Origin of the sequence: Pseudomonas sp. FP453 (assembly GCF_030687495.1) — a bacterium.
GTDB lineage: Bacteria > Pseudomonadota > Gammaproteobacteria > Pseudomonadales > Pseudomonadaceae > Aquipseudomonas.
Window position 1 is genome coordinate 2772838 of record NZ_CP117435.1, and the last position, 24235, is coordinate 2797072.

Annotated in this window: 16 protein-coding genes and 4 pseudogenes; 5 read left to right on the forward strand and 15 right to left on the reverse strand. The window is 59.8% G+C overall.

The genetic code is table 11. The features are described from left to right. Positions 1–92: 92 nt before the first annotated feature. A complete protein-coding gene (gene sfnG / locus PSH87_RS12435) occupies positions 93–1178 on the forward strand; it encodes a dimethylsulfone monooxygenase SfnG (protein ID WP_305433859.1) in 1086 nt (361 codons plus the stop codon). Positions 1179–1185: 7 nt separating this feature from the next. On the opposite strand, the pseudogene PSH87_RS12440 reads toward sfnG, so the two are convergent. Beyond that, positions 1186–1623, reverse strand: a pseudogene (locus tag PSH87_RS12440) (GNAT family N-acetyltransferase); the annotation flags it as partial. A gap of 94 nt (positions 1624–1717) precedes the next feature. Here PSH87_RS12440 and PSH87_RS12445 point away from each other — a divergent pair. Next, positions 1718–3306, forward strand: a pseudogene (locus tag PSH87_RS12445) (RimK family protein). A 134-nt stretch (positions 3307–3440) separates the two neighbouring features. On the opposite strand, the gene map reads toward PSH87_RS12445, so the two are convergent. Then, on the reverse strand, positions 3441–4196 hold the full coding sequence (gene map, locus PSH87_RS12450) for a type I methionyl aminopeptidase (RefSeq protein ID WP_305433862.1): 756 nt from the start codon (positions 4194–4196) through the stop codon (positions 3441–3443). After that, entirely contained in the window at positions 4196–4396 is a 201-nt protein-coding gene (locus tag PSH87_RS12455) for a ParD-like family protein (protein WP_017735467.1), read from the reverse strand. The genes map and PSH87_RS12455 overlap by 1 nt, the downstream gene beginning before the upstream one ends. Positions 4397–4651: 255 nt before the next feature. Here PSH87_RS12455 and ilvA point away from each other — a divergent pair. Continuing rightward, positions 4652–5650 (forward strand): annotated as a pseudogene (ilvA, locus tag PSH87_RS12460) (threonine ammonia-lyase, biosynthetic); the annotation flags it as partial. Between the two features lie 257 nt (positions 5651–5907). Then, a complete protein-coding gene (locus PSH87_RS12465; RefSeq protein ID WP_305433866.1) occupies positions 5908–6174 on the forward strand; it encodes a DUF1652 domain-containing protein in 267 nt (88 codons plus the stop codon). Here the strand turns inward: PSH87_RS12465 and PSH87_RS12470 are convergent, their stop codons facing one another. From PSH87_RS12470 to PSH87_RS12525, 12 genes and pseudogenes are all read right to left on the reverse strand, one after another. After that, complete coding sequence (locus PSH87_RS12470; RefSeq protein WP_305433868.1) at positions 6175–6573, reverse strand: hypothetical protein; 399 nt, start codon at positions 6571–6573, stop codon at positions 6175–6177. It lies immediately after the preceding gene. 81 nt (positions 6574–6654) lie between these two features. Next, on the reverse strand, positions 6655–6909 hold the full coding sequence (locus tag PSH87_RS12475) for a DUF2790 domain-containing protein (protein WP_305433869.1): 255 nt from the start codon (positions 6907–6909) through the stop codon (positions 6655–6657). Positions 6910–7080: 171 nt separating this feature from the next. After that, entirely contained in the window at positions 7081–8019 is a 939-nt protein-coding gene (locus tag PSH87_RS12480) for a carbohydrate kinase (protein ID WP_305433871.1), read from the reverse strand. Between the two features lie 12 nt (positions 8020–8031). Continuing rightward, positions 8032–9513 (reverse strand): xylulokinase, encoded by a 1482-nt coding sequence (xylB, locus tag PSH87_RS12485; RefSeq protein ID WP_305433873.1) that lies wholly within the window; start codon positions 9511–9513, stop codon positions 8032–8034. A 142-nt stretch (positions 9514–9655) separates the two neighbouring features. Then, positions 9656–11131, reverse strand: coding sequence for a mannitol dehydrogenase family protein (locus tag PSH87_RS12490; RefSeq protein WP_305433875.1), 1476 nt, complete (start codon positions 11129–11131; stop codon positions 9656–9658). A 16-nt stretch (positions 11132–11147) separates the two neighbouring features. After that, a complete protein-coding gene (locus PSH87_RS12495; protein WP_017734517.1) occupies positions 11148–12251 on the reverse strand; it encodes an ABC transporter ATP-binding protein in 1104 nt (367 codons plus the stop codon). Positions 12252–12273: 22 nt separating this feature from the next. After that, positions 12274–13105, reverse strand: a pseudogene (locus PSH87_RS12500) (carbohydrate ABC transporter permease). A 10-nt stretch (positions 13106–13115) separates the two neighbouring features. Then, positions 13116–14006, reverse strand: a complete 891-nt coding sequence (locus PSH87_RS12505) for a carbohydrate ABC transporter permease (RefSeq protein ID WP_207046692.1) — start codon at positions 14004–14006, stop codon at positions 13116–13118. A gap of 180 nt (positions 14007–14186) precedes the next feature. Then, positions 14187–15497, reverse strand: a complete 1311-nt coding sequence (locus PSH87_RS12510; protein ID WP_305433878.1) for a sugar ABC transporter substrate-binding protein — start codon at positions 15495–15497, stop codon at positions 14187–14189. A gap of 244 nt (positions 15498–15741) precedes the next feature. Beyond that, entirely contained in the window at positions 15742–21132 is a 5391-nt protein-coding gene (locus PSH87_RS12515) for a hypothetical protein (protein WP_305433880.1), read from the reverse strand. Positions 21133–21295: 163 nt separating this feature from the next. Next, the gene (locus PSH87_RS12520) at positions 21296–22201 is read right to left on the reverse strand and encodes an AraC family transcriptional regulator (protein WP_305433882.1); all 906 of its coding nucleotides are present in this window, start codon (positions 22199–22201) and stop codon (positions 21296–21298) included. A gap of 72 nt (positions 22202–22273) precedes the next feature. Further along, the gene (locus tag PSH87_RS12525; RefSeq protein WP_305433883.1) at positions 22274–23563 is read right to left on the reverse strand and encodes a glycosyltransferase; all 1290 of its coding nucleotides are present in this window, start codon (positions 23561–23563) and stop codon (positions 22274–22276) included. A gap of 158 nt (positions 23564–23721) precedes the next feature. Here PSH87_RS12525 and tpx point away from each other — a divergent pair, with 158 nt between their 5' ends. Then, complete coding sequence (gene tpx / locus PSH87_RS12530) at positions 23722–24222, forward strand: thiol peroxidase (protein ID WP_305433884.1); 501 nt, start codon at positions 23722–23724, stop codon at positions 24220–24222. Positions 24223–24235 lie beyond the last annotated feature (13 nt).

The window sequence follows — 24235 nt, forward strand, 5'->3', positions numbered from 1 at the left end:
CTGCGCAACCCGCCTGCTGCGGGCGTTTGCCAGGGCTGGCACGCTTGCTGCTCAAGCTCTCGGTACATCCCATGTGTACGAGGTAGTGTCCGATGAGTCAGCAGCCTGTGAAATTTGCCTACTGGGTGCCCAACGTCAGCGGTGGGTTGGTGGTCAGCAAGATCGAGCAACGCACCCACTGGGGCATCGATTACAACCGCAAGCTGGCGCAACTGGCAGAAGCCGCCGGTTTTGAATACGGCCTGACCCAGATCCGTTTCACCGCCGGCTACGGCGCCGAGAACCAGCACGAGTCCGTGGCGTTCAGCCATGCCTTGCTGGCGGCGACCACCACCCTCAAGGTGATCGCTGCGATCCTGCCTGGCCCTTGGCAGCCGGCGCTGGCGGCCAAGCAACTGGCGACGATCGACCAGCTCACCAACGGCCGTATCGCGGTGAATATCGTCAGCGGCTGGTTCAAGGGCGAGTTCCAGGCCATTGGCGAACCCTGGCTGGAGCATGACGAACGTTACCGCCGTTCCGAGGAGTTTATCCGCGCCCTCAAAGGCATCTGGACCCAGGACGATTTCACCTTCAAGGGCGACTTCTACCGCTTCAACAACTACACCTTGAAACCCAAGCCCCTGGGCCAACCGGAAGTGTTCCAGGGCGGCAGTTCACGGGCGGCGCGGGACATGGCCGCGCGCGTGTCGGACTGGTATTTCACCAACGGCAACACTCCCGAAGGGATCAAGGCGCAGGTTGACGACATCCGCGCCAAGGCGGCGGCCAACAACCATTCGGTGAAAGTCGGGGTCAACGCCTTTGTGATCGCCCGCGACACCGAAGAAGAGGCCCGCGCCGTGCTCGCCGAGATCATCGACAAGGCCGATCCCGAAGCGGTCAACGCCTTTGGCGACGCCGCGAAACAGGCAGGCAAGGCGTCACCGGAAGGCGAGGGCAACTGGGCCAAATCCAGCTTTGAAGACCTGGTGCAGTACAACGACGGCTTCAAGACCAACCTCATCGGCACTCCGCAGCAAATTGCCGAGCGCATTGTTGCGCTGAAGGCGGTGGGTGTGGACCTGGTGCTGGCGGGTTTCCTGCACTTCCAGGAAGAAGTCGAGTATTTCGGCAAGCGCGTGTTGCCACTGGTACGCGAGCTGGAAGCCAAGGCCGGGATCAAGCAGGTGGCGTAGGCAAGGGCTTTTCCAGGCGCAGGGCGCTGGTGTGGTCGGCGTAGTAGTCGTCGACCTGGGCAAAGCGCCGGTAGCCGTTGCGCTCGTACAAGCCCAGGGCGCCGGGGTTGTCAGTGCGCACTTCCAGGCGCAGGTGGGTGCAACGGTGCGCCACGGCGCAGGCCTCGATACGGGCCAGCAGTTGCTGGCCCAGGCCCATGCCGCGCGCCTGTTCGGCGATGGCGATGGAGTACAACCGCGCCCGCGTACTCCGGCGGCGCAACAGCAGCAAGGCATAACCGAGCAGTTGCCCGTCACGCGCCACCACCAGCAACTGGCCGTGGGCGCGGCTGACCATCCAGCGCACACTGCGCGGCGAGAGCCGATCACTGATAAAACATTGCTGCTCCAGCGCAATTAACGCGGGTATATCCGTGGTGCATGCAACGCGAAAGGAAAGAGCCATATAACCGCCGTAAAAGTTGCGTAACGAAACGGGACTTCTCTAAAAGATCGTGCTTAATAGAAAAGGTCGAGTTCTCTTAAGCGGATCAAATACTATGTCAGCGGTACAAAGTCATTGGCGTGAAGTATCCGAGCAAAGTGTCGTGGCGACAATAACGTCCAACGGTTATTTTTCCGCGAGTTCCAAACCGTCCAGTCAAGTAGTGATCATCGTCGAGCGCCGGGAAGATTGGGCCTCCTATTTCCCCAGCGAAGACATCGTCACCGCCCAGGAATACCTCGAACAAACCCGCGACAGCGACGTGGGCAAGCGCGTTCAGGTGATCAACCTGTGCCGCAGCTACAAGTACCTGGGCCACGGCTACTACTGTTCGCTGCTGGCCGAGGCGCGCGGGCACAAGGTGATTCCGTCGGTGCGCACCATCAGCGAACTGACGAAGAAGTCGTTATACGGGCTGGCCCTGGATAACTTGGACAAGACCCTGGATAAAGCCCTCAGTCATCATCTTTACAGCAATACCGAGGGCTTTACCCTGACCCTTTATTTTGGTCGGACCACGATTGAGCCATTACAGGATCTGGCCCGCGAGTTGTTTGAAACCTTTGCCTGTCCGATTCTATTAGTTGAATTCAAGAAGCATAACGGCTGGCATATCGAAGGCGTCAAGTGCGGCGCATTGCATAAGTTGCGCGATGATCAGGAAGATCAATTCGCCCACGCCCTCGACAACTTCAGCCGCAAGATCTGGCGCCAGCCGCGCTCACGCCGGGTGGCCCGTTATGACCTGGCGATCCTCCACGATCCCCTGGAGCAATTGCCACCGTCCAACCCCAAGGCCCTGGAGCATTTCATCCGCGTGGGCAAGGGCCTCGGCATTGACGTGCAGTTGATCGAGCGCAAGGACTACGCGCGCCTGGCCGAATACGACGCCTTGCTGATCCGCGAGACCACCAGCGTAGACAACCACACCTACCGCTTCGCCAAGAAAAGCCGAAAGCGAAGGCCTGGTGGTGATGGACGACCCGGCGTCGATCCTGCGCTGTACCAACAAGGTCTACCTCGCCGACCTGCTCAACAGTCATCAGCTGGGCATGCCCGCCACCGAGTATCCTCTACAAGGAACGACCGGAGGATTTTGAACGGGTTGGCGAGCGCCTGGGTTTTCCGTTGGTGCTGAAGATCCCCGACGGCTGCTTTTCCAAGGGCGTGATCAAGGTGGAAAGCCAGGAGGCCTTGCTCAAGGCCACCGCCGAGTTGTTCGAGCATTCGGTGCTGCTGCTGGCCCAGGAGTTTTTCTACACCGAGTACGACTGGCGCATCGGCGTGCTCAACCGCAAGCCGATCTTTGCCTGCCAGTACTTCATGTCCAAGGGCCATTGGCAGATCTACAACCACAAGGCCATCGGCCAGGCCATCAACGGCGAGTGCCGCACCCTGGCGGTCCATGAAGCGCCGAAGGCGGTGGTGGAGCTGGCGGTGAAGACCGCCAACCTGATCGGCGACGGCCTCTATGGCGTCGACCTCAAGCAGTCCGGCGACAAGGTGGTGGTGATCGAGGTGAACGACAACCCGAATATGGATGCGGGGATCGAGGATGCGTATTTGCAGGACGATCTGTATGGGTTGGTGCTGGAGGAGTTTGTGCGGCGTTTGGAACTCAAGCGCCAGGGCCAGGGTTGGTAGCACAGACGCCGAAGATCAACTGTGGGAGCTGGCTTGCCTGCGATAGCGGTGGTCCAGTTAAAACAACAGTGACTGACCCACCGCTATCGCAGGCAAGCCAGCTCCCACAAAAAATCCAGTTCCCACAGGGGGATTCAGGGCGTGGCTTGCAGCGTCAGCACCTCAAACCCCTGCGCAGTCACCGCCACCGTATGTTCCCATTGCGCCGACAAACTGTTGTCCTTGGTCACCACCGTCCAGCCATCCTTGAGGCTGCGCACTTTGGCGCCGCCCTGGTTAAGCATCGGCTCGACGGTAAACACCATGCCTTCACGCAGTTCCAGCCCGGTGCCGGGGCGGCCGAAGTGGAGGATCTGCGGTTCTTCATGCATCTGCCGGCCAATGCCATGGCCGCAGTACTCACGCACCACGCTGTAGCCGTTGGCCTGGGCGTGGCTCTGGATCGCGTGGCCGATGTCGCCCAGGCGCGCGCCGGGCTTGACCTGGCGGATGCCCGCCCACATCGCCTCGAAGGTCTGTTCCACCAGGCGCCGGGCCTTGGGCGGCACGTTGCCGATCATGTACATCTTGCTGGAGTCGGCGATGTAGCCGCCTTTTTCCAGGGTGATGTCGATGTTGATGATGTCGCCGTCCTGCAACACATCCTTGGCACTGGGCATGCCGTGGCACACCACCTCGTTGATCGAGGTGTTGATGGAGAAGGGGTAATCGTATTGGCCAAGGCTGGCGGGGCGGGCCTGCAAGTCGTTGCGGATGAAGGCTTCGACGGCGCTGTCCAGCGCCAGGGTGGAGCGGCCGGCGGCGACAAAGCCGTCGAGCATGTCGAACACCTGGGCCAGCAGGCGCCCGGATTCGCGCATCACGGCCAGTTGGGCGGCGGTCTTGATCATCAGCTGCGCCCCCGGATCAGGTCGGGCTTGTCCAGCAACAGTTTGTTGATCAGGTCGTTGTAGGCCAGGTTGGGATTGAGTTCGGCGAGCAGGCCGATCTTGATCCAGAACTCGGCCTGGGCGTTGATGGAGCGGTCCATCGCGGCGCTGGCCAGGCGCAATTGTTCGTGCAGTTGGTCGGTAATCTTGACGATGCCCATGGGGTTCACTGTGCTGGGTTGATATACAAAGCGTATATGTTTCGTATATCGCAAGTAAACCTTTTGTTGACTCGTCCTGCCGTCGGCGGTTAGTTTCAGGCCATGACTTATCCAACTGTCCGCACTCAGCCAAGCATGATTATTACCGCCATTCCTCATTTGGCGGGATAGCGCACGGCTGTACCCAAACCCGCCCTAGAGGCGGGTTTTGTTTTTCCGTCTCCAGGGCCCTTTGCACCACGCCAGGAGACACCCATGAGCACCTGCACCGCGCCCCACACCGCCGACACTGGGCTGCTTGAGCATTACGTGAAAAAAATCCTCGCCGCCCCGGTGTACGACCTGGCGGTGCGCACGCCCTTGCAAGCGGCGCCGGCGTTGTCGGCCTTGCTGGGCAATACCGTGCTGCTCAAGCGTGAAGACCTGCAACCGACGTTTTCCTTCAAGATCCGCGGCGCCTACAACATGCTGGTGCAACTCAGTGACGTGCAAAAGGCCCGGGGCGTGGTGACGGCCTCGCCGGGCAACCATGCGCAAGGCGTGGCGCTGGCGGCCCGGGAATTGGGGATCAAGGCGCGTATCGTCATGCCCGCCACCACCCCGGAACTCAAGGTGCTGGGCGTGCGCTCGCGGGGTGCCGAAGCGGTGCTGCACGGGGCGAGTTTTCCGTTTGCCCTGGCCCATGCGTTGCAACTGGCCGAGGCCTCGGGTTGCACCTTTGTCTCGCCCTTCGATGACCCGGAGGTGATCGCCGGCCAGGGCACGGTGGCCATGGAAATCCTGCGCCAGCAACAAGGCCCCCTGGACGCGATCTTTGTACCGGTGGGCGGCGGCGGGCTTATCGCCGGGATTGCCGCGTACGTCAAATACCTGCGTCCCGAAGTGCGCATCGTCGGCGTCGAGCCCGAAGGTTCCAGTTGCCTGTTGGCGGCCCTGCGTGCCGGCGAGCGGGTGGTGTTGCCCAGTGTCGATGGGTTTGCCGATGGCACGGCGGTGGCGCAGGTCGGCGCGTTTGGGTTTGAAATCTGCCGCGATTGGGTGGACGAAGTCATCACCGTCAGCAACGACGAACTGTGCAGCGCGATCAAGCTGATCTACGACGACACACGGTCCATCACCGAGCCTTCCGGGGCATTGGCGGTGGCCGGCATTCGCAAGTACGTCGCGCGCAGTGGTGTCGTTGGGCAGACCCTGGTAGCGATCAATTCCGGGGCGAATATCAACTTCGATAGTTTGCGACATGTTGCTGAAAGAGTGGCTGCCCAAGCGGTCGTTTAACTTGAATACGTAAGTTAAACGTTTAATCGCAGCCGTTCGCCGATGATTAAACGGGCGCTGTTCAAGTTATATAACGCCGCAAGGGGCTTATGAGGAAAGGTTACAACGCCAGCGGATTTTGCCGGGTAGGCTGGTGATTGCAAGCGTCTTCCAGGGTTGGCAAGACGTGGCAGGCCAGTGCCTGCCGGATCCATAACAATCGATTGGCAGTCTCAGGAAAGGAGAGGTTGACCATGCTTTCGGAACTGGAACTACGCAGCATTATTGAAACAAGTTTCCTGCCCAAGCGGTGCGAATGCACCAAAGCCGAAGACGCTTCGCTGACGATCAAGGTCTACGACGACCGCGACCGTGACCGGGTGGATTTGGAAGTCAAAGGCATCAACGCCGATAAACTCGACAGCAGCCGCGCCATTTGCAACCTGATCACCGGGTTGCGCGAAAACCTCAAGCACTCCCATGCACCCGCCCTGCAAAGAGCGGGCGGGCGTGCCTATTGATCAGGCCGCCGTTTGAGGGGTTGGCACCGACGCCCTGTGGGCCTGGATAAACGCCAGGCCCAGCACGGTTTCCGTGGCCACCGCCAGCAGGATGCCCGGGCCGGCGTTGCCACTGATCCACTCGCTCAAACCCAACGCGGCCAAGACAAAACACCCGGCGATAAACCCGGTGGTGATGGCGCGGCGTGTGTCAGAGGGAGGTGCGTGGCGGGCGCGGTAGAACATGATGCCGAGGGCCAGGAACAGCGCGGCGTTACGCCGGGCCACCAAGCCCGTGGCGCTTGAATATTCCACACTCCACAACCATAACAGCCAGTCGGGGCGCAGGCCCCACGTGAGTGCGAGGGCGAAGCAGAGCAGGGCGGTGAAGAGGGCGAGCGTATGAAAGCGCAGCGGCATGACGAGTCCTTTCGGCCGGGTGATCAGCGCGCAAGGATAACCGTTCGCAAGCCAATACGCCGCCCTTTGTCAGCACGGTGCTCAATTCTGGGACAGGCAGGCTTCAGACAGCTTCTTGTAGCTTACGTACTGCTCGACACCGGCCTTGTCGAGAAACTTGATATCGGCCTTGACGACCTTGCATTCGCTGGTCTGCGGTTCGTTCATCGAGATGACTTTCTGCACATCCATGGGCATGCCGTAGCGGTAAGGCACCGGTTTTGAATCGGCTTGGGCCACGCCCGAAACGGCGGCCAGCGCCAAGGTGAGGCCGATCAGCAGGGTTTGGGTGTTCATGAAGGTTCTCCAACAGGGATTCGCTGGCCCATCGTGGTGATGGGCGGACGCGTTCACTGTTGTCCCCCGACATTAACCATTGATTAATTTTGGGGGTTCCTGACAAAAGCTTCATGTTCGAAAGCGATTACCTACATGATCGCCGAATTTCTCCTACATTTATCGCGATTTTCAGCCCAGTTGGTCGCGGTAGGGCAGGTCCGGGCCGGTCTTGCCGCAGGTCATGGCCGCGGCGCGAATGGCAAACCCCAGCATGCGGTCGATCTGCTCGCGAGACAGCTGTTGCAGGCCTTCTACCGAGTCCAGCGCGTGCTCGGTCAGCCAGGCAATCAACGCCGCCTGGAAGGTATCCCCGGCGCCGACCGTATCGGCCATCACCACCTTGACCGCAGGTGCAGACCAGTGCCCATGCTGGCGGCTGAATACGCTGGCGCCGTCGCCACCGCGGGTGAGAAACACCAGCTGGCAACGGTGTTGCAGCCAACCTTGCAAGACGCTTTCCGGCGACTGTTCGGGGTAGAGCAGGTGCAGGTCTTCGTCGCTGACCTTGATCAAGTCGGCATGCTGCACCAGCTCGTCGATGCGCGCGCGCCACAGGTGGATGTCCGGTTGCGGGTTGAGACGCACGTTGGGATCGAGGCTGATCAGGCGCTTGCCGCTTTCACGCTTGACCAGGTGCAGCAGGGTGTCGCCCACCGGCTGCACCACCAGGGAAAACGAGCCGATATGCAGGCCGCGAATGTCAGCGCCGAGTGCCGGCAGATGGCTGGTCTGCAGCAGGCGATCCGCGCACCCGTCGCCGCGAAAGTTGTACTGCGGCGAACCATCGCTGCCCACCGCGACCATCGACAGGGTGGTCGGCGCGGCGAATTCCACCAGGAACTGTTCGCTCACGCCTTCGTCCCTGAGCACCTGCAACAGGCGCCGGCCGAGGAAGTCGGTGGACACGCCACCGAACAGTCCCGCCTCGACGCCCAGGCGGCGCAGACCCACGGCCACGTTGAACGGCGAGCCACCGGCAAGTGCCTTGTAGTTGACCTTGGAAGCCTGCCCGCTGGCATCCTCCTCGCTGAAAAAATCAAACAGCGCTTCACCACACACCAGATACATAGTCGTTCGCTCTTAAAGGGTGGCCACGTGCTGTTGATAGCGCTCGTAGGCCTGTTGATAGGCGCCGACACTGGCCGCCACCGGCAAGGTGCGGCTGGCCAGGTCAAGACTCACGCAGCGGTCGCACAAACGGGCCAGGGATTCGCCGGATTGGCTCCACGCCGCCTGGATCGCTGCGCCCAGTGCGGCAGCTTCCGGTTGTTCGGTACAGACCACTTCGGTGTTCATGATGTCGGCGACCATCTGCCGCCACAGCGGGCTTTTCGAACCGCCGCCGATCAAGCGGATGCTCTGGCTTTGCAGGCCGGTCTGGCGCAGCAGGTCAAGGCCGTAGCGCAGGCCGAAGGTGGTGCCCTCGACCACCGCGCGGCACAGGTTGGCGCGGGTCAGGTTGGTCATGGTCAGGCCGTGCAGGCTGCCGCTGGCGTGGGGCAGGGCAGGTACACGTTCGCCATTGAGGAACGGCAGCATGCTCACGCCCTCGGCGCCAATCGGGGCCTCGGCGACCAGGGTGTTGAACGCGGCGAGGTCCAGTTCGAACAGCTCGCGGATCACCCCGGTGGCGTTGGTCAGGTTCATGGTGCAGATCAACGGCAGCCAGCCGCCGCTGGATGAGCAGAACGTCGCCACTGAGGCCTGGGGGCTGACGTTGGGTTGGTCGGCAAATGCGTAGACGGTGCCCGATGAACCGAGGCTCATGGTGATCACGCCGGGGGCAATGTTGCCGGTGCCGAGGGCGCCCATCATGTTGTCGCCGCCGCCGCTGGACACGATCGCGTTGGGGTTGATGCCCAGGCGTTCGGCGATGGCCGGCAGGATCGTGCCGACGGCTTGATCGGCCTCGATCAATGGCGGCAAGGCGTTGACCAGGCGCCCAGTCGGATCGATGTGCTGCAGCAGCGCCACATCCCATTCGCGGCTGCGCACATTGAAATAGCCGGTGCCCGACGCATCGCCGTATTCGGCGACGGCACGCCCGGTGAGCCAGTAGTTGAGGTAGTCGTGGGGCAGCAGTACATGGGCGATCTGCGCGAATACGTCGGGGTGTTGCTCGCGGGTCCACAGCAGCTTGGACACGGTGTAGCCCGGCGCAATCGCCACGCCCAGGCGTTCCAGCGAGCCGCTTTCGCCGCCCAGATAATCCAGCAGTCGCTGGTTTTCGGCGGTGGTTTCGGTGTCGCACCACAGCTTGGCCGGGCGCAGGACCTGGCCGCCCTCATCGAGCAGCACCAGGCCGTGCTGCTGGCCGGAAACGCCGATGCCAAGGACGTCCTGGCCGTCCACGCGGGCCTGTTGCAAGGCGCGGTGGGTGGCGGCGGTAAAGGCGTCGAGCCATTGCTGGGTGTCTTGCTCGCGGCGGCCGTTGGCGCCGCTGATCAATGTGTGTGGAGCGTCGCCCTGGCCCAGCACCTTGCCGCTGGCAGCGTCGAGGACGATGGCCTTGGTGCCCTGGGTGCCGCAGTCGATGCCGAGGAACAGGTTTTGCTGGGTCATGGTGGGGTGCTCAGCAGTATTGTTGTTTTGGATTGAAAACCCGATCAACTGTGGGAGCTGGCTTGCCTGCGATAGCAATCTGTCAGTCACAACAGGGCTGACTGAACCACCGCTATCGCAGGCAAGCCAGCTCCCACATTTTTCAAGCCGGTTTCTTCAGGAGGGTTTGCAGGGTTTGGGTGACACCGTGGTCACGCAAGCTCACAAAACACCGCTCGAACGCTGCCACAAACCCAGGCGAATTGGGAATAGCCGTGCCAAAAATCTCTTCAACCCCCAACAGCCGCTGGCTGATCAATCCATCGTCACTGACCAGGCCCTGGCAGAACGCCGCACGCGGGTCCGGAATCGTGTAGCTCACGCCATTCTCATCCACACCCTTCAGATACAACGCCCACGCCGCCACCACCAGCGCCGCACGTTCCGTCTCGCGGCCATCGGCAATCAAGCGGTTGATGGTCGGCACGGTGAACTTCGGAAACTTCGACGAACCATCGGAGCACACGCGCTCCAACTGGTCGGCAATCGCCTGGTTGGAGAAACGATCCACCAGGGTCTGCTTGTAGTGTGTCAAGTCGATGCCGGGCACGGGCGCCAGGTTGGGCGTGACGTCCAGGTCCATGTAGGCGCGCATATAGGCGACGAACAGCGGGTCGTTCATGGTCTCGTGGACAAACCGATAGCCCTTGAGGAAGCCCAGGTAGGTGAGGGCCAGGTGGCTGCCGTTGAGCAAGCCGATCTTCATCTCTTCGTAGGGCGTCACGTCATCGGTGAACTGCACGCCGACCGTTTCCCAGGCCGGGCGGCCGTTGACGAACTTGTCTTCCAGCACCCACTGCACAAAGGGTTCGCACACCACCGGCCAGGCATCGTCGATGCCGTGCACGTCATGCAGTTGCAGGCGGTGGGCGGTGCTGGTCATCGGCGTGATGCGATCGACCATGGCATTCGGGAAGCTCACATTCGTGGCGATCCAGTCATGCAGGTCGGCGTTGTGCAGGGCGGCGAACGCCAGCAGCGCCTTGCGCGTGACAGCGCCGTTGTGCGGCAGGTTATCGCAGGACATCACGGTAAACGCCGGGGTGCCGGCGGCGCGGCGTTGGGTCAGGGCCGCGCAGAGAAAACCGAACACGGTTTTCGGCGCCTTGGGGTGCGCGAGGTCATGCTGGATTTGCGGCAGGTGGGCCATGAACTCGCCGTTGCTGTCGTCGATGCAGTAGCCGCCTTCGGTGATGGTCAGCGAGAGGATGCGGATCTCGGGGCTGGCGAGCTTGTCGATCAACGCCTGGGCGCTGTCTTCGGCCAGCAGCATGTCGCTGATCGCGCCGATCACGCGCACTTCGGTGTCGTCGGTGTCGCCCAGTTCGTACAGGGTGAACAGATAATCCTGACCGGCCAGGTCGTCGCGGGCCTTGCGGTCCTCGCTGCGCAGGCCGACGCCGCAGATGCTCCAGTCCAGGCCAACGCCGGTGTTCATCAGCGCATCGGTGTAATACGCCTGATGCGCGCGGTGGAAACCGCCGACGCCGATATGGGCGATGCCCTGCGAGGTAGACGTATAAGTCGGCAGCTGTACTTCTGGCGCCAACCGCGTGAGGTTCTGTTTATTCAGTTTCATCACAACTCTCGCAAAATCAGGCGGCAGCGCGCAGTGGGCGGGCCACGGCTTTGCCTTCGGTGTCGAAAAGATGGCAGTGCGCCGGGTCGAGGTGCAGGTGCAGGGTTTCGCCGTATTGGCTGGCCATGTCGCCACGGATGCGCATGGTCAGCGGCTCGCCGTTGGCGGTGTTGACGTGGCAGAAGGTGTCGCTGCCCAGGCGCTCGCCGACGTCGGCGGTGACGGTCAGGGTGGTTTGGCCAGCGGTGGCGATTTCCAGGTGCTCCGGGCGGATGCCCAGGGTTACCGCGCTGCCCACGCTCAAGGTTGCACCGCTCAACGGCAGGCTGATCAAGGTGCCGGCATCCAGTTGCACTTCACAACTCTGGCTGTCGACGCGGGTGACCTTGCCCTTGAGGAAGCCCATTTTCGGCGTGCCGAGAAACCCGGCGACAAACAGGTTGGCCGGCTGGTGGTACAGCTCCAGCGGCGAGCCGACCTGTTCGATGCGGCCGCTGTTGAGCACCACCACCTTGTCGGCCAGGGTCATGGCCTCGACCTGATCGTGGGTCACGTAGATCATCGTCGCTTGCAGTTCTTTATGCAGGCGTGCCAGCTCCAGGCGCATCTGCACGCGCAGCGCGGCGTCGAGGTTGGACAGCGGTTCGTCGAACAGGAAGATCTTCGGGTTGCGCACAATGGCGCGGCCGATTGCGACGCGCTGGCGTTGGCCGCCCGACAGCTGCTTGGGCTTGCGCTCCAGCAACGGGCCCAGTTCGAGGATGCGCGCGGCTTCGCTGACCTTGCTCTCCACCAGCTTCTTGTCGACGCCGGCCAGGTCCAGGGCGAACGACATGTTCTTGCGCACGCTCATGTGCGGGTACAGGGCGTAGGTCTGGAACACCATCGCCAGGTCACGCTTGGCCGGGGTCACTTCGGTGATGTCGCGACCGTCCAGTTCGATGGTGCCGTCGCTGACTTCTTCCAGCCCGGCGATCAGGCGCAGCAGCGTGGATTTACCACAGCCCGACGGGCCGACGAAGACCACGAATTCCTTGTCGTTCACCTCAAGGTCGATGCCCTTGATGATGGAGAAACCTTCGAAGCCTTTTTGCAGATTCTTGATTTTCAGGTTGGCCATGATGGGCCTCCGCTTGGAATTATTATTTAACAGCGCCGAAGGACAAACCGCGCACCAGCTGTTTCTGGCTGACCCAGCCAAAGATCAGGATCGGCGCACAGGCGAGGGTCGACACGGCGGACAATTTGGCCCAGAACAAGCCCTCGGGGGCTGGAGTAGGAGGCGATCAGCGCGGTCAACGGCGCGGCATTCGACGAGGTCAGGTTCAGCGACCAGAATGCCTCGTTCCAGCACAGGATCAGCGACAGCAGCACTGTGGAGGCCAGGCCTCCCTTGGCAATCGGCAGCAGCACGCGGACCATTTCCTGCCACAGGGTGGCGCCATCGAGGCGGGCGGCTTCGAGGATGTCCTTGGGGATGTCCTTGAAGTAGGTGTAAACCATCCACACCACAATCGGCAGGTTGATCAGGGTGTAGATGATGATCAGCGCGATACGTGTGTCCAGCAGGCCAAAGCTCTTGGCGAGCAGGTAGATCGGCATCAGCACGCCCACCGGTGGCAGCATCTTGGTGGACAGCATCCACAGCAGCGTGCCCTTGGTGCGCTGGGTTTCGTAGAAGGCCATGGAGTAGGCTGCCGGCACCGAGATCAGCAGGCACAAAGCCGTGGCGCTGAAGGAAATCACCACTGAGTTCCAGGCGTAGGCGAAGTAATTGCTGCGCTCGTTGATGTGCAGGTAGTTCTCCAGCGTCGGCGTGAAGATGAACTGCGGCGGCGTGGCGAACGCGTCGATTTCGGTCTTGAAGCTGGTCAGCACCATCCAGAAGATCGGGAAGAAGATCAGGATCGCGATGGCCCAGGCCAACGTGCCAAGCAACAGGCTTTGCAGGCGGCGGGATTGTTGAAGCGTCATGGCGCGGCCCTCAAGGCTTGTCAGTCAGGTTTTTGCCGATCATCCGCACCAGGATGATCGCCGCGATATTGGCAATGACCACGGCAATCAAGCCGCCGGCCGAGGCCATGCCCACGTCGAACTGCACCAGCGCCTGGTTGTAGATCAGGTAGGCGAGGTTGGTGGACGCGTAGCCGGGGCCGCCGTTGGTGGTGGTGAAGATTTCGGCGAACACCGAGAGCAGAAAGATCGTTTCGATCATCACCACCACGGCAATCGGCCGGGCCAGGTGCGGCAGGGTCAGGTGCCAGAAGATCGCGATGGCGCCGGCACCGTCCAGGCGCGCGGCTTCCTTTTGTTCCTGGTCGAGGGACTGCATGGCGGTCATCAGCAGCAGGATGGCGAACGGCAGCCATTGCCAGGAGACAATGATGATGATCGACAGCAACGGGTAGTGCGCGAGCCAGTCCACCGGTTCGGCGCCGAAGAACTTCCACACGGCGGCGAGAATCCCCGACACCGGGTGGAAAATCAGGTTCTTCCAGATCAGCGCACCGACGGTGGGCATGATGAAGAACGGCGAGATCAACAACACCCGCACCAGGCCGCGACCGAAGAACTCACTGGCTTCGAGCAGGGCGCTGATCAACACGCCCAGCACCACGCTGATCAGCAGCACGCTGCCCACCAGCAACAAGGTGTTGGTGGCGCCGGGCAAGAAGCCCGAATCGGTGATGAAGTAGGTGAAGTTTTCCAGCCCGACGAATTGGTTTTCACCGGGGTAGAGCAGGTTGTAGCGGATCAGCGAAAAGTACAGGGTCATGCCCAGCGGCACGATCATCCACAACAGCAGCAGGGCCACCGAGGGGCTGACAAGGAACCAGCCGGGGTTGGCCAGGCGGTTTTTGGGGGGTGTATTCATGGTATTCAAGGCCAGTCGATTACAGGCGGAGCCAGCGTCGGAGCGCGGTCAATGTGGGAGCTGGCTCGCCTGCGATAGTGGTGTGTCAGCAAACAGATTCATCCACTGACACACCGCTATCGCGGGCAAGCCCGGCTCCCACAGAAAGCGGGTTCCCACATTTACAGGGGGGAGGCTGCTTTATTTGGGATAGCCGGCCCGCTTCATTTCCCGCTCGGTAGTGGTCTGCGCGGCAGTCAGTGCCGCATCCACCGTCTGCTGACCGGTCAGCGCCCCCGAGAAGAACTTGCCCACCTGGGTGCCAATCGCCTGGAATTCAGGAATGGTCACCAACTGGATGCCGATATACGGCACCGGCTTGAGCGTCGGCTTGGTCGGGTCCGCGACTTTCAGGGATTCCAGGGTCACCTTGGCAAACGGCGCGGCCTTCATGTACTCCTCGCTGTAGGTCGAAGTCCGGGTGCCCGGTGGGACATTGGCCACGCCATCGGTCTTGGCGACCAATGCGCCGTATTCCTTGGACGTGGCCCAGCTGGCGAACACCTTGGCGGCGTCCTTGGCCTTGGAGCTGGTGGGGATCGCCAGGCTCCAGGAGTACAGCCACGAAGTGCCCTTGTCGGTCTTCTCGTGGGGGGCAAACGTGAAGCCGACGTGGTCCGCCACCTTGCTCTGGGTTTTGTCGGTGACAAATGAGCCGGCCACGCTGGCATCGACCCAGATCGCACACTTGCCGCTGTTGAACAGCGCGAGGTTTTCGTTGAAGCCGTTGCTGGACGCACCCGGTGGGCCGGATTTCTTCATGTTGTCGACGTAGAAGTTCAGCGCGTCCTTCCACTCGGGGCCGTTGAATTCCGGCTGCCATTTCTCATCGAACCAGCGTGCGCCGTAGCCGTTGGCCAGGGTGGTGATCAGCGCCATGTTCTCGCCCCAACCGGCTTTGCCGCGCAGGCACAGGCCGTATTGTTCTTTGGTTTTATCGGTGAGTTTGCTGGCGAATTCGCCGATCTGCGTCCAGGTCGGGTGCTCGGGCATGGTCAGCCCGGCGTCCTTGAACAGGTCGGTGCGGTAATAGGTGATCGAGCTTTCGGCATAGAACGGCAGGGCGTACAGCGAACCCTTGACGGACAAGCCGTCACGCACCGAAGGGAATACATCATCGAGGTCGTAGGAAGCCGGCAAGTCCTTCATCGGCTCCAGCCAGCCCTTGGCGCCCCACAGTGCGGCTTCGTACATGCCGATGGTCAACACGTCGAACTGCCCGCCCTGGGTGGCGATGTCGGTGGTCAGGCGTTGGCGCAGCACATTTTCTTCAAGCACCACCCAGTTCAGCTTGATCTCCGGGTGCTCGGCTTCGAAGGTTTTCGAGAGCTTTTGCATGCGGATCATGTCGCTGTTGTTGACGGTGGCAATGGTCAAGGTTTGCGCGCCAAGGCTGACGGCGCTGATAGTCAAGCAGGTAGAGGCAAGCAGAACTTTTGCTGTGAACTTCATCGCGCACTCCGTTTCCGCGCCCAGGGGGCTACAGAAGGACAGTTATTGTTGTTGTGTCTTCCTACAGGGAGTCAGGAAGAGTGTGCGGTTGATTACAGCCTTGAAATGGGGTTGTGACAAATCCTTGGGAGCACTAGGACTGATACTTTTTTGCACTCGACTCAAAGGCTTTTGCGGTAGATGCGTGCTCGTGCACGGAGGGGCGCAGGCGCTGCGCCCTGGTCCTTGGGGTATGCTGAAGTTGTCAACTCCCAATGGGTTGGGACAACTTTTTAACGTCCTCTATCGCCCATTTCCGGTCGATGAGCGTGTTCTGATTGAAGACCGACACCCCATACAACGGTTTTGAGGGGGTTCCAAAATGGACCTGACTTGTACCAATTGGGCCGTTCTTCAGGAGCTTGTTCACCCCAACCTTCATCGCCTTTTCAGAGTCGAACTTGGCAAGGCCATAGCTCGGTTCGTAAAAGTACCAGAGCTTTTTGCTTGTATTGGTGGGGTCTACCCTCACGCCCGCGACCATTGCGTGTTCATCCGAGCTGATGAGCCATGCGGTCGTACTCGTCGCCTTGCTCATCTTCTTGATGATGCCATCAACGGGGACGAGAGCCCCTGAAACACCATGCAGTTGTTCTTGGTACATCATCGTATTCTCGAGTTTCGTGATGCTCTCGAGAAACGCGGCATTCGCGGGGAGGTTCGGTCTTGCAGCGGCAATGGCCAAATTATCGATCAATGTATTTTCCGTGCCATCCATTATTGCCATAGCCATTGCGGTGGAAAGCCCGGCACATTCGCCAGGGGAGAAGATGTGTGCCAGGGCAAGATAAAGCGTCTGGGGCATAGGGCGAACCGTACCTCCAGCCGATTTCATTTCTTTCATGAAGCCCTCGGAAACTCTTTGAACGGTGTCCATTTTTATTCTCTCTCTTTGCCGCATCAAACTGCCTATCTGCTCAGCAGTGAAGTCGGAATCGGCAATGAGTTTCGCGATTGTTTTAGGCCCCATGTTTGGGGTGTAACCGGCTATGTTGTCGAGATTTAACGTGTCGTAGCCTTTTTGATAACCTGGCTTTTTACGTGCTTCGATAACTTTATCTTCAAATCTTCCAATCAGCTCTTTTTGGGCCTGTCTCTCCTCGGGCGATGAGCCAAATAGAGGGTTCAGAGGGCTGTTGGTGGAACCTTCCGGCACAAAACCATTAAGCGCTGGGCCCTCGGCTTCTAGCGTCTTGGGGTTATAGGCGTGCCATTCATCATCTTGAAAAATAGCGCTGATCTTGGTTTTTCCCCCTGCGCTGGAGCTGGCGACGGAACCGTCAGCCACATTCTCCGGCGTCGTAACGTCGACAGCTGTGCCCTGCAGGCGGCTGGTTGCATTGACTGACTCAGAGGTGGTGGCGGTGGTCATGTCCCTGATCGCAATGCTTTCGGCCTCCTTAGCCCCAAACTTCTCTATAAACCCCGCACCGACCTTGGCTGCCGCCCAGGACGCCGCAGATTTTGCCAGGCCCCACAACTTGCCGGCGCCCTCGGTGGCAACAACGATAGCGACATCAATGGCAAGGTCTGCGCCCGCCTTCAGGAATTGGCCGTGATAAAGGTCTTCCAGGCTGCTGGCGCCGGGCAAGGAGCGCCACAGGGCTTTGAAGAAGTCACTGGGTTCTGTCGCTGTTTCAAGCGTATTGCTGGACCAATTGCGGTGAAGGTTCACAAACTCGGATTTATTCAGGTAGGTCGAATCGATCATGACTTTGGCAAGTTTGGAGAGTCTGCCGGCCACGTAGCTGGGAGAGAACGCATCGTCTTCCTTGTGGGCTGGGAAGTTGACTTCCAATGGCCAGGGTTCATTGTTGTCATCCAGCAGGTGTTGGTCGGTGGTGCGCAATACAACGTTGGTTTTAACTCCCGTCCTGGGCTCTTTGCCATTTTTGAAAGCATCGGCGTCGATTTCGAGTTCGACCACTGTGTTCATCGGGGTGGACGGATCGATGTCAGCAATTCTTACAATCTGGCCCCACGTCGGATAAACCGCAAAATCTCTTCTGACCCCGTCGTAGACAGACGTAATCACCATGCCGCTGCTACCACCGGGGCCTACAACATTTAAAAACTCTACGTTGCCATAGAGCAGGCTTTTGTATTCCTCCACTGGTAGCTTTTTCAGCATGTCCTCGAACAACGTCGTGGTATGCAGCCTGCGCTGGTTGAAGTCGGCCTTTATGGCCGTGTCGAACTCATCGTTGATAACCGGAAAGTCAGGCTCTTTGGCTTTTTTACGCAGGCTGTCGAAATCCACCTGATCGCCTTCCTGTCGCCAGTTTTCATCCAGCCTGCCGGCTTCATAGATTTCTACGAGGCTGTAGTGGCGGCCGCTGACAACACCACCGAGCTCGTTCTCCACCATGAATCGTTTTTCATAATCAATATCGGGGCCAAACTTTTCTCTTAGCACCTTAAGCGCCATGTCCCTCCTGTTGGGCGCTGGCGTCGTGCGCAACCAGTTGATCGCTTGGGCGGTGTTACTGGCTTGCGCCTGGAGTTTTTCCTGGCTGTCTTTCAACTGTTCCAAGGTGTAGTTGTTCTTGTCGACCTTGTTGTTGAGGGCGGCCCAATCCAACAAAGGGTTCATCTGCGCGTAGCTCTGTATTTGCGATTCCAATTTTGAAATAGGCTGGATTTTGTAATTTTCCATTATCTGTTGGTAGGTCATGTTCGCGGTCGCTCCGGGTGCCGTCCATTCGATCCGGTTAACCGCCGCCGTAAAGTTGAACCACTCCGGGGAGCCGAGCGTCATTTTTTGCGGTGCATCTTTCACCAGCAGGTGTGGTGCAGCGCCGCGCATCAGCAGGTGCGAAACCGTCGATACAAGGTTCGACGGAATGTTCTTCTTGGTCGTCAAGTATTGGTTAAACCGCTCACGGATAAAGCGCGTGCCGCGCCCGGCGTTATCAGCGCCCATCAAATCCATACCGGCAACAGTCTTATGCTGCGTGCCGGCCGTTGGATCCAGCTCCAGCACCAACGCCGTCAATAGCCATTGCTTCAGGCTGGTTGGGGTTGTAGCCCCCTTCATCTGGGTTTGCAGATGACTGGCGAGTACAGACGCATCGTCGCTGGTGAGCAGTTGCTCCAGTGCGTGTTCAGGGTCGCTACTGAGGTTGGTAACCTTGCTACTCAGGTAATTGAGGAGGGTGTCACGGGTACCGATGCTTTTTTTTACCTCTGCGACCAATGCACCGCGCTGTTCGGTCGTCAGCGGCAGTTGCGTTGACAGGAAGCCCCAATAGTTGCCAAGGGGAGGGGAATGGGGAACCGGTGACTGCAAGGCTGCCAGCAGATTATCGTTGTCGGTATTTGATCGGATGGGGTACCAGTCATTGTGCGCGAGGAATTCTGCAAGCTGCGTTACGCCTTTCGGTTGATGGCTTGAGTGCGGGTCAACCGCAAAGCGACTGAAGTCGCTGTTTTTATGCCCGGCTTTCAACAAGCGGATCAGCTGATAACGGTCGTTGCTATCACCCAATGCGGTTTTTTGCTGGTCCAGCCAGCCGACGATTTTTTGTGGGTCATCAGGTAGGCCTGGGAGCTGTTGGGTACTGCCCAACGACGCAGTCTGTTGGGCAAATAGTGGGCTGCTTGGGGCGTCGCTGAGGCCATAGAGGTTGGCCACCCATTGGTACGGCATGCCGCTGCCTTCGGCGTGAGCAAGGGCAATCGGTTGCCCGGGCGTGGCGAATGCCTGCGCGGCGGTTAATACAGGCGCGAGCACGTCAAAATGCTTGGGGTACTTTTGCGCAAAATCACTGATGGTAAAGCGCTGGTCAACGCCATTGACGCTGCCGATCAGCGCTTGGTCCGTGGGGTCATAGCGCAAAGAGTTCGGGGCAATATGCTGTTCCTTCATCCACTCGGTGAAACCACGCCCGTTGAGGGCTTTGACCAGGTAGGCCTGCCACTGGCCGGCGAAACTGTTGGCCGGTATTGGCTGGATGGTTTTCGCCGTGACTTGGTCGGGGTTGGCTTTCAGCTCAAGCATCGCACGATGTACGGTGGTTGCCAGTTCGCCTTCGGCGCTGGCTAACAGGTCTTCGGAGGACGGGAGGTTGGCCTTGACGGTGGTGGCCAGGGTTTCAAGTGACGATAATGATAGTGGCCTGTTTGCCAATTGTTTCGTCACGGCTTGCTGGCGCTGGCGTACCGCGAGGGATTCGGGGTCGCTGGGGTCTTCACCGACCAACGCTTTGAAACCATTATTCTGGTTCATCTCGTCGATACGCTGCAGGGTGGACGCGAGCTGGCGTTGCTGCCAGTCGGGGTGTTGAGTGTCCTGCTCTTGGCGAGGCGGCGGTTCATTGTAAAAAGCCATGACTTTATACAGGCTGGCGGAGTTGCTGGAGGGGTAGGTGACATCCTCGTCGGAGCCCGCGGCCATCTGTTGCACCGCCTCTTTTATCTCGGTCCAGACATCGTTCCAGCCAGACACATCGTTCAGGTTGAACGTGGTATCGACGCCCTTTACGGTGCCCGTCAACTCGCCGCTGACGGGGTTGATGCGTATGCTGGTGGGGTCGACGTTGTTCTCTTGGAAAAAGGTGGCGGCTGTTTTGCCCTGCAGCTTTTCCAACAGGTTTTCACGCACCAGACTGTAAGTTGAATACTTGGGAATGTCCTCTAGAGTGACCGATGTCTCGTATTCGGCCGTTTCTGGCAGCAGTTTCATCATCCCGCGGCTGACCAGTTGCGCCAGTGCCTGATCGTCTTGCTGAACCTTCTGCTTCACTGTCGAAGGTGCAAACTCTTCGAGCATCGAGGCGAGTGCCGGTGGTGATAAATCCACAATGCGTTGGCGGGCGTCTTTTTGTTTTTGTTTGATCGGCGCGTCGAGCGGGTCTGAGCTGCTTAGCGTCTTGAAACTGCCGTCGTGTAGAAGTTTGCCTGCGGTTTTGAGCCTATCGTTGGCATCGAGGCCGCTCAATGGTTGCCCGTAGAATTCGGCGACGTTGTGAGCCGATGCGTAGTCGCGACCATAGTACACAAGTGAGGGGTAGCCCTGACCCACCAGTTTTTTCACGGCGGCTAAAACGGCAGATGAGGCAGCTGCCCACTCGGGGTTTTTATGCGCGAAATAGTGGGTGATGCCTCCATCTTTACCTGTCACCGTCAGGCTGCCATCTGGATCGAAGACCAGCTGTGAAATATCAATCGACTGGGCTTCGGCAAACGACTTGAAAGGCTCCGATTCCAGTGCGTCAGCAAGCTCAGACAACGCCTGGCCATAGCTGGAGTACGGCGGTACGGCGAGCTTGTACGCATCGTCGATTGATCCGCGGATGTTGGAAGGGCGTTCGCGACGAACCAAGGCCTTGCCGAGATTTATCGCCAGTTGCCCGTCATCCTTCTCAACCAAGGCATCGGCGAACTGGCGAACTGACACCTTGAGAGGGTCAGGCTCGGCGACCGGATTCTGCAAGTCTCGACGCGACCGCGACAAGACAGGATCAAACTTGGGTGGGCTGGGCGGCGGGCTAGCGATTGCTTCCTGACTCGGCCGTGCGTGGGTTATGTGCGGCTTGATTTCAGTCAGCGGCTGGTGTGTGACACGGTTGCCGGAAAACGGCGAGACATTGACCATGGTGACCCTTTACCTGTACGTCAGAAAAGCATCGCCTTTCTAGCGAAAGCGCGATGATGCCTACACTGAGTAACGGGGCGGGATGATTGGGTTCCATGAGTGATGGGGGAGACGTTGCTGAGGTTTCGGTCTTCTTGTTGACGGTGTTGCGCGGGTGCCCGAGTCAAACCAGGTTCTGTTCCGTGAGCCGCTGTACAGCCAGACGTCGGTAATGAGAGGGGGTCATACCCTTGAGCTGCTGGAAGCGCCGGTTGAAGTTGGAGATGTTGTTAAACCCCGACTCGAAGCACACATCCGTCACCGCCTTGTCGCCATCGGCCAACAACTCGCAGGACTTGCTGATGCGCAACCGATTGACGAATTCGATAAACGTGCGCCCGGTGGCCTGTTTAAACACCCGCGAAAAATAGGTGGGCTTCATCCCCAGGTACTCCGCCACTTCTTCCAGCGGCAACTCCCGTGCGTAATGGGCAAAGATGTAGTCCACCGCGCGGTTGGTGCGGTCGATGCTGTGTTCATCGGCCAGCTGCGGCGTCGTCGCACCCGACAGCAACTGGTAGTCCTCACACGCGCTCAACACTTCCAGCAGGATAAAGAAGTGCCCCAACCTTGCCATACCCTGGGCATCCTCGATGCGTTGCATCAAGGTCATCGCCTGGGCAATGGTGTGTTTGCAGCGAAATTCGATGCCGTACTGCGCGCGCTCCAGCAGCGGTGCCAGGCTTTTCAGTTCGGCGAAGATATGGCTGCCGCCCTCAAACAGCTCGTCGGTGAAGTTCACCAGCATGTCGCGCTTGGGCACCACCTCGTCTTCCTCCACCTGGCTGATCCAGTTGTGCGGCAGGTTGGGGCCGGTGAGGAACAGGCTTTCGGGGTAGAAGTTGCCGATATAGTCGCCGATAAACACCTTGCCGGAGCTGGCGACGATCAGGTGCAGCTCGTATTCCTTGTGGAAGTGCCAGCGCACCAGCGGGCAGGGGAAGCCATGTTGGCGATAGATGATGGACAGACCGTTGTGATCGTCCATCAGCTCGTAGGAAGGGTCGGTGATGCGCGCGGCTCGGGTCATGCTGGCGTCGCTTTATTGTTGGTAGCGACCCGAATAATGCCCCTATGCGTGTAAGGCTGCCAGCGCCGATGTTTATACGGTGCGGTTTTTTGCCTCGATCCACTGCGACATGTATTGCGTACTTTTATGGGCGTGGTGGCGCAGCATGCTGCCGGTAAAGTTGTTCCGGCGATGGGCGGCCAGGTTTTCCCGGCATTGCTCAAGGCACGCCACCAGCGCCGGGGCATGACGGGCGTAGTCATAACGACGCGCAAGCAACTGGCGGCCCTGTTCCTGCGCCTCGGTCCAGCGCTCGCGGTCCTGATACAGCGCCACGGCGGCCGCGGCCAGTGCCGCTTCGCTCTGCTCGATGGCGCCCGGCCACGGTTGCTCATCGCCCATGGCTTCGGCACCGATCGGCGTGGTGACATTTGGCGTGCCGCAAAGCATGCCATCCGCCAGCTTGCCCTTGATCCCTGCACCAAAACGCAACGGCGCCAGGCAGATGCGCGCGGTGCTCATGACCTGCAACGCATCCTCGGCCCAATTCATTACATGAAAGCCTTGCGCCGGGTTGTGCAGCGCCGTCGCCTTGGGCGGCGTGTAGGAACCGTAGATGTGCAGCTGGGCGCCCGGCAGTTGCTGGCGGATCAACGGCCACAGGCTGTTTTTCATCCACAGCACCGCATCCCAGTTGGGCGCGTGGCGGAAGTTGCCGATGCTGAGAAAGTGCGCGCGGTCTTCAAACGGTGCGAAGGGCGCGGTGGGCACCTCCAGCATCAGCGGGCACCAGTGGAGCAGGACGGCGGGCACCTTGAACTGCTCGGTGAGCAGGCGGGCTTCCACATCGGAAATCATCAGGCTGATATCACAGCGGTAAATCGCCGCGATCTCGCGCTTGGCGATGTCGGTGTCGGCCATCAGCTCGAATTCTTCCTTGAGGGCCGGGGCAAAGAGTGCGCTGAAGTCGTCGCTGTCGGGGTGGGCTTTCAGATGGTTCTTCAGGCGCTGCTGGCGAGCGTCGCGCAGGCTTTGCAGGTCGCAGGTTTCCAGGACGCGCAGGGCGTCGGGGCAGTGCTTTTCGACGCGCCAGCCGAACTGTTCTTCCATCATGAAGCGGTCAAACAGCACAATGTCCGGGGCCAGTTCGCGGATGAAGTCATCGAAGCTGCTGTTATTGAGTTCGATGGCGCATTCGGCGATGCCCAGGGCTTGCAAGTCGGCCTTGTGCTCGCCCAGTGCGGCGGGGCTGCTGAAGGTAATGTCCCAACCTTGCGCAAGAAACGTCTCGAGTATTTGCATCATATGCCCGCCCGCAGCCGAGGAGCGGGGTTCCGGCCAGACATAACCAATGACCAGGACTTTGGTGGCGGGTTGATTCATCAACAACGGTTTCCTTGAAGGAGGGGCGAAAAGCGCGCAATTAAACCACAACCACGTCGCATGACAATTTGTGTCTGGCGGTAGGTAGTCATCGCGCTTTGTGGTTAACTTCCGCCTCTCGAATTCGTTTAACCCAACACAGCAAAAGGATTCCGTTCATGGCTCAAGTCACTCTCCGTGGTAACCCTGTCCAGGTTGAAGGCGATCTGCCACAAGTCGGCGCCCAAGCCGCTGATTTCACCCTGACTGCCGGCGATCTGTCGGACGCCACCCTGGCCACTTTCGCCGGCAAGCGCAAAATTCTGAACATCTTCCCAAGCGTCGACACCCCGACCTGCGCGACCTCGGTGCGCAAGTTCAACGCCCAGGCCAATGATCTGGTCAACACCGTTGTCCTGTGCATTTCCTCGGACCTGCCATTTGCCCAGGCGCGCTTCTGCGGCTCCGAAGGCCTGGAAAACGTGAAGAACCTGTCGGATTTCCGCAGTGCCGAGTTCTGCGAAAACTACGGCGTGAACATCGTTGATGGCCCGCTGCGCAGCCTGACCGCCCGTGCGGTGGTTGTACTGGACGAAAACGATAAAGTCCTGCACAGCGAGCTGGTCGCCGAAATCGGCAACGAGCCCAACTACGAAGCAGCCCTGGCTGTTTTGAAGTAACTGTATCGGCGCA